This is a genomic window from Enterobacter sp. C6, assembly GCF_008122455.1.
In the GTDB taxonomy this organism is placed as follows: Bacteria; Pseudomonadota; Gammaproteobacteria; order Enterobacterales; family Enterobacteriaceae; genus Enterobacter; species Enterobacter pseudoroggenkampii.
The window spans coordinates 55,828-61,827 of sequence record NZ_QPFW01000235.1; the positions used below are offsets into that span (position 1 = coordinate 55,828).

Genomic DNA, 6,000 nt, shown 5'->3' on the forward strand with positions numbered 1-6,000 from the left:
GACGAGTGAAAGTGTGTGTTTATTGCTCGTAAGTATAGGTAAAGTCAGAAATGAATCCATCACCCGCTTCGGCAATGGCTTTCGATAATCCCTCGTAGTAATTCTCCAGCCCCAGCGCTTCGATACGCTGGATCTGTTCGCGAATGGGGGCGCAGAACAGTACGGCATTCCCCGCTTCAACGCGTTTGTTATTCGGTGGAAGGTCGCCCGCGATGGCTTTAAACCAGGTTCTGATGCCCTGCTTTAAATTATGCGGCGCTTTTGTCAGATTATCCATGCCCGTCAGGACCTGCAGGGTAGGGAACTCATCGGCCAGCACGGCGGTTTTCATTCGTGCAAAGAACTGACGGAACAATTCAAACGATCCCAGATCTGTCACGCGTGGTTTGGTGGTTTTACCGTTCTTATTGCCGATTTTACCTGCGGCCGGAACCGCATTCACCTTTTCCAGCTCCAGCCCAAATAACAAATTACAGTGCGCGCGGCGTTCTTTCAGCGGGTAGGACATCAGCACGTCAATGAACTGAGTGGCTTTTACATCCGCAAGATTGTGGTTGATAAGCCACTGGGTGCGTGAAAATTCCGCCGGAGAGACGAACCAGTCGGGTACGTCATTGAAACGTTTTGATTTTCCCTTACCGTCAAATTCAAGGAAGTGTGTCCCGTTGTCGAAGGCGAAATAGCAATTTTTGAAGCTGCCGATCGTGGTGTTCACGATGAGCGCCTTCTTAACAAAATCCACCACCTCTGCACCAATGACAAAACGCGTGAGTTCCGACGATTTGATGACTTCCATTAATGTTTCGACATCAGGAACACCAGGCTTCAGGGAAGGAAACTCATAAAAGATATGTGCCATGTCGCATACTTCCTGTAGTGATGGTGGTGACAAATAACAAACAAAAAGTTTAACACTTGCTTTAGCGTGAGGCTATTCGCTCTGTGCGGGCGAAAGGATTATGCTACAGACGGTTATGACAAAAAGCGGTTAACGGAAGCGCAATGAACGATAAAAAAAACGTATTACTTCTCAGGGATGTCGGATTTCGGGTCGGGGAAAACACGATCCTGCAGCATGTCGGGTTTAGCCTGTCGCCCGGTGAGTTTAAATTAATCACGGGCCCCTCAGGCTGCGGCAAAAGCACGCTGTTGAAGATGGTGGCCTCACTCCTCAGCCCGACGGAGGGAACCATTCTGTTTGAAGGGCAGGATATCGCGTCGCTCTCTCCGGAAAGCTATCGCCAGCAGGTCTCCTATTGCGTGCAAACGCCAGCGCTTTTTGGCGATACGGTTTATGACAACCTGATTTTCCCGTGGCAAATCCGCAATAAAACGCCGGAGCCTGAACAGTTTATCAACGATCTGGCCCGCTTTGGCCTGGCGCAGGAGACGCTGACCAAATCCATCAACGCGCTGTCGGGCGGAGAAAAGCAGCGCGTCTCGCTGATCCGCAACCTGCAGTTTTTACCGAAGGTGTTGTTGCTTGACGAAATCACCAGCGCGCTGGATGACGTCAACAAGCGCAACGTCAACGAGATTATTCATCGCTACGCCCGGGAGCAAAATATTGCCGTGCTGTGGGTGACGCACGATGCTAACGAAATAACCCATGCGGATGACGTGATTACGCTTCAGCCGCACGGCGGAAAAATGCAGGAGGCAAACCGTGGGTGAACATAACATTACCAACGAATCGCTGGCCTTTTCGATGGTGCTGGTATTGATTGCGATTGTGGTCAGCTACCGCGAAAAGCTGGGGCTGGAAAAAGATATTGTGTGGAGCATCTGCCGCGCGGTGATTCAGCTCATCATCGTCGGCTATGTGCTGAAGTATATCTTCAACGTTAACCACGCGGTGCTGACGCTGCTGATGGTGCTCTTTATCTGCTTTAACGCGGCGTGGAATGCGAAAAAACGCAGTAAATACATTGATAAAGCGTTTATCTCGTCGTTTATCGCCATTACCACCGGGACGGCGCTCACGCTGGCGGTGCTGGTGCTCTCCGGCTCGATTGAGTTTACGCCGATGCAGGTTATCCCTATCTCGGGGATGATTGCGGGGAACGCGATGGTGGCCGTTGGGCTCTGTTACAACAACCTTGGCCAGCGATTCAGCAGTGAACAGCAGCAGCTACAGGAGAAACTAAGCCTGGGGGCAACGCCAAAAGTGGCCTCGGCGCGGCTGATTCGCGAGAGCATTCGTTCATCGCTGATCCCAACGGTAGATTCCGCCAAAACGGTGGGGCTGGTGAGCCTGCCGGGGATGATGTCGGGGCTGATTTTTGCCGGTATCGATCCGGTAAAAGCGATTAAGTATCAGATCATGGTGACGTTTATGCTGCTTTCCACGGCAAGCCTGTCGACCATCATTGCCTGCTACCTGACCTATCGGAAGTTTTACAACGCGCGTCACCAGCTGGTGGTGACGCAATTAAAGAAAACGGGTTAAGCCTGTTTTGTAGGCCCGGTAAGCGTTAGCGCCACCGGGCATTTTTTGTTAGTAGAGCAACGCGTACAGCTGACGACGATACTTCGACGCCAGCGCGTCTCCGGTGCCCAGCGCGGCCAGGATCTCCTGGAACATCTTACGCGCCTGACCGTCTGCGGCAGCGAGATCCTTTTGCAGATGGCTGAACAGCAGCTCCAGCGCCTCTTCGTTACGCCCTACCTGGTGCAGCTGCAGCGCCAGCTGGCTTGCCAGCGCGGCGTCCGCCGGGTTGTCGGCAACCTGCTGCTGCAGCTGCTGAATTTCCGGGGTGTCCGCCGCCTGTTTCAGCAGCTCAATTTGTGCGACCAGCCCCTGGTAGCGGGTGTCCTGATCCTGCAGCGGAACGGTCTTGAGTACGGCTTCCGCGTCTTCTGAACGGTGCAGGGCGATCTGCGTTTCCGCCAGCAGCAGGCCAATCTGGCTGTTTTGATTCGACAGCTGCCATGCGTCTTTGAGCAGCGGCAGCGCCTCGTCGTATTTGCCTTCCTGCATCAGCGCCATGCCTTCCTGCGCCTTCAGCTCTTCTTCGCGCGGCAGCACCTTATCCAGCAGGGCGCGGATAGCCTCTTCCGGCTGCGGCCCCTGGAAGCCGTCAACAGGCTGACCGTTCTGGAACAGATAGACGGTGGGAATGGCGCGCAGACCAAACTGGGACGCCACCATCGGCTCGGCGTCGCAGTCCAGCTTCGCGAGAATGAACTGACCGTTGTACTGGGCGGCAAGGCTCTCCAGCACCGGCGTCAGCTGCAGGCAGTGTTGGCTGCGTTCAGACCAGAAGTAGAACAGGACCGGTTTGGTCATCGACTGTTCAAGGGTCTGTTGCAGGTTAGCTTCTGTAATATTGACGATATTCTGTACGGACATGCGGCTTTCTCTTTTGTCGGTTTGTTCTTTACATGGGGATGCGCGTCGTCGCTTCAACTCAGCCGTGTAAAATTTTGTCCATCATCCGGCCCGGCAGCAGGCGTTTTAACCAGCCTACGGCATGGGTGACCAGCGTCACCGGATAGCGCATTTTGGGATGTTCGCTCTCAAAAGCATGGCGCACTTTGGCCACCACTGCCTCTGGCCCGAGGGTAAAACGTGCGGCAATACCGGGGTTCTCGACCGGTTTATCCGCCTGCGTCTGGTTCACGTTTTCGGTAAAGCGGGTGCGAATTGGGCCGGGTTCAATCAGGCTGACCTTAATGCCGCTGTGGCGTAGCTCCATGCGCAGGGCGTCGGACCAGGCCTCCAGCGCATATTTGCTGGCGGCGTAGGCGCCGCGTCCCGGGGTGGAAATCAGCCCCATCACCGACGACGTCATCACGATGCGCCCTTCACCGTGCGGCAGCATCGCGGGGAGCAGACGCATGGTGAGCTGATGCACGCCGAAGAAATTGGTCGAAAACTGCTTCTCCAGCGTTTCGCGGGAGAGGGTATCCAGCGGGCCATACACGCCGTAGCCGGCATTGTTAAACAGCCCGTACAGACGATTGTCGGTCAGCGCGATCACCTCATCGGCGGCGCGCTCAACGCTCTCCGGCGAGTCCATATCCAGCAGCACGCCGGTAAAGCCCAGCCCGTTCATGCGTTCGACATCGTCGGGTTTGCGGCAGGCCGCCAGGACCCGAAACCCCTGGCGCTTCAATTCGAGCGCGCTTTCCAGACCGATTCCACTGGAACATCCTGTAATTAAGACCGATTTTTGCATAACTTTACCTGTCAGGATCTCCGCTTAATCAGGAGTCATGTTTAACTAAAGGAGCCAGCCGCGTTGCCATCCAGTCGGCAATAAACGGCTGCGCATCGCGATTGGGGTGGATCCCGTCGTCTTGCATCCACTGGGGTTTGAGATAGACCTCTTCCATGAAAAATGGCAGCAGCGGAATATCAAACTCTTTGGCAAGCTTAGGGTAGATCGCGCTAAAGGCCTCATTATACCGACGACCGTAGTTGGCGGGCAGGCGAATTTGCATAAGCAGCGGCCGGGCGTTTGCCGCCTTAATGTCCTGCAAAATGGTGCGCAGCGTATTCTCCGTTTGCTGAGGCTGGAAACCGCGCAGGCCATCATTACCGCCAAGCTCAACCAGCACCCACCGTGGCTGATGCTGTTTGAGCAGCGCAGGCAGGCGCGACAGCCCCTGCTGCGAGGTATCACCGCTGATGCTGGCGTTGATTACAGACGTTTTGCTCTGCCATTTTTCATTGAGCAGGGCGGGCCAGGCCGCGCTGGCCGCCATACGATAGCCTGCGCTCAGGCTGTCGCCAAGAACCAGTAACGTGTCCGCTGCCGCCGCGCGGAAGGTCATCAGAATCAAAAACAGGAAGGGCAAATGCCAGCGGAAAACAGTGTTGAAGTTCATCATCTTAAGAAGTCCGTCGGTCAGGGGGAACACGAGCTTTCCATCCTTACTGGAGTTGAACTCGTTGTCAAACGCGCTGAAACCATCGCGCTGATTGGCGAATCCGGTTCCGGTAAGTCCACGCTGCTGGCGATTTTAGCCGGTCTGGACGACGGCAGCAGCGGCGAGGTCCACCTTGTCGGGCAGCCGCTGCATCAGCTTGATGAAGAGGCGCGGGCCGCGCTGCGCGCGCGTCACGTGGGTTTTGTCTTTCAGTCCTTTATGCTGATCCCGACCCTGAACGCCCTGGAAAACGTCGAGCTCCCGGCGCTGCTGCGCGGTGAAAATAGCCGTGAAAGCCGCGCTCACGCGAAGGCGCTGCTGGAACAGCTCGGTCTGGGTAAACGTCTCGACCATCTTCCCGCCCAGCTTTCCGGCGGTGAGCAGCAGCGCGTGGCGCTGGCACGGGCGTTCAACGGCCGTCCTGAGGTGCTGTTTGCCGATGAGCCTACCGGCAACCTTGACCGTAAAACCGGCGACAGGATTGCCGACCTGCTGTTTTCGCTCAACCGCGAGCACGGCACTACGCTGATCCTCGTGACCCACGATCCGCAGCTCGCCGCCCGCTGCGACCGCCGCCTGCGGCTGGTCAACGGTGTTCTTCAGGAGGAAGCATGATTACCCGCTGGTTCTGGCGCGAGTGGCGCTCGCCCTCGCTGCTGATTGTCTGGCTGGCGCTCAGCCTGGCGGTAGCCTGCGTGCTGGCGCTCGGCAGCGTCAGTGACCGCATGGAAAAAGGGCTCAGCCAGCAGAGCCGCGAGTTTATGGCGGGGGACCGGGCGCTGCAAAGCTCCCGCCCCGTGCCGCCGGGCTGGATTGACGAAGCGCGTAAAGAAGGGCTGAAGGTGGGGGAGCAGGTAAGCTTCCAGACCATGACCTTTGCGGGCGACACGCCGCAGCTGGCGAGCGTCAAGGCCGTCGATGATATCTACCCGATGTACGGTGACTTGCAGACCCGCCCGCCGGGATTAAAGCCCACGCCCGGTACGGTGCTGCTGGCATCGCGTCTGATGGCGCTGCTGAATCTGAAACCCGGCGACAGTATCGACGTCGGCGACGCCACCCTCAAAATTGCCGGGGAAGTGGTACAGGAACCTGACTCTGGGTTTAACCCGTTCCAGCTTGCGC

General features: G+C 56.7%; 8 protein-coding genes. 4 read left to right on the forward strand and 4 right to left on the reverse strand.

The annotated features are described in order from the left end of the window. Positions 1–19: 19 nt before the first annotated feature. Positions 20–859: a hypothetical protein gene (locus tag DOU50_RS16205; RefSeq protein WP_024906864.1), complete on the reverse strand. Its 840-nt coding sequence runs from the start codon at positions 857–859 to the stop codon at positions 20–22. Between the two features lie 143 nt (positions 860–1,002). On the opposite strand from DOU50_RS16205, the gene fetA reads away from it, so the two are divergent. Then, positions 1,003–1,674, forward strand: coding sequence for an iron efflux ABC transporter ATP-binding subunit FetA (gene fetA / locus DOU50_RS16210; protein ID WP_148769749.1), 672 nt, complete (start codon positions 1,003–1,005; stop codon positions 1,672–1,674). Continuing rightward, complete coding sequence (gene fetB, locus DOU50_RS16215) at positions 1,667–2,449, forward strand: iron efflux ABC transporter permease subunit FetB (RefSeq protein ID WP_024906866.1); 783 nt, start codon at positions 1,667–1,669, stop codon at positions 2,447–2,449. The genes fetA and fetB overlap by 8 nt, the downstream gene beginning before the upstream one ends. 48 nt (positions 2,450–2,497) lie before the next feature. Here the strand turns inward: fetB and DOU50_RS16220 are convergent, their stop codons facing one another. From DOU50_RS16220 to tesA, 3 genes are read right to left on the reverse strand one after another with little or no spacing between them, the layout of a single operon-like run. Further along, entirely contained in the window at positions 2,498–3,352 is an 855-nt protein-coding gene (locus tag DOU50_RS16220) for a co-chaperone YbbN (RefSeq protein WP_024906867.1), read from the reverse strand. A gap of 58 nt (positions 3,353–3,410) precedes the next feature. After that, positions 3,411–4,181 (reverse strand): SDR family oxidoreductase, encoded by a 771-nt coding sequence (locus DOU50_RS16225; RefSeq protein WP_014882827.1) that lies wholly within the window; start codon positions 4,179–4,181, stop codon positions 3,411–3,413. A gap of 28 nt (positions 4,182–4,209) precedes the next feature. Then, positions 4,210–4,836 carry a multifunctional acyl-CoA thioesterase I/protease I/lysophospholipase L1 gene (tesA, locus tag DOU50_RS16230; RefSeq protein ID WP_148769750.1) on the reverse strand — a complete coding sequence of 209 codons (627 nt, stop codon included), beginning with the start codon at positions 4,834–4,836 and terminating at the stop codon, positions 4,210–4,212. Here tesA and ybbA point away from each other — a divergent pair. Then, positions 4,804–5,490, forward strand: a complete 687-nt coding sequence (ybbA, locus tag DOU50_RS16235) for a putative ABC transporter ATP-binding protein YbbA (protein WP_008499319.1) — start codon at positions 4,804–4,806, stop codon at positions 5,488–5,490. The two genes, tesA and ybbA, sit on opposite strands and share 33 nt — an antisense overlap. Next, a partial coding sequence (locus tag DOU50_RS16240) for an ABC transporter permease (RefSeq protein ID WP_416202958.1) occupies positions 5,487–6,000 on the forward strand: 514 nt, incomplete at its 3' end. The genes ybbA and DOU50_RS16240, both read left to right, overlap by 4 nt.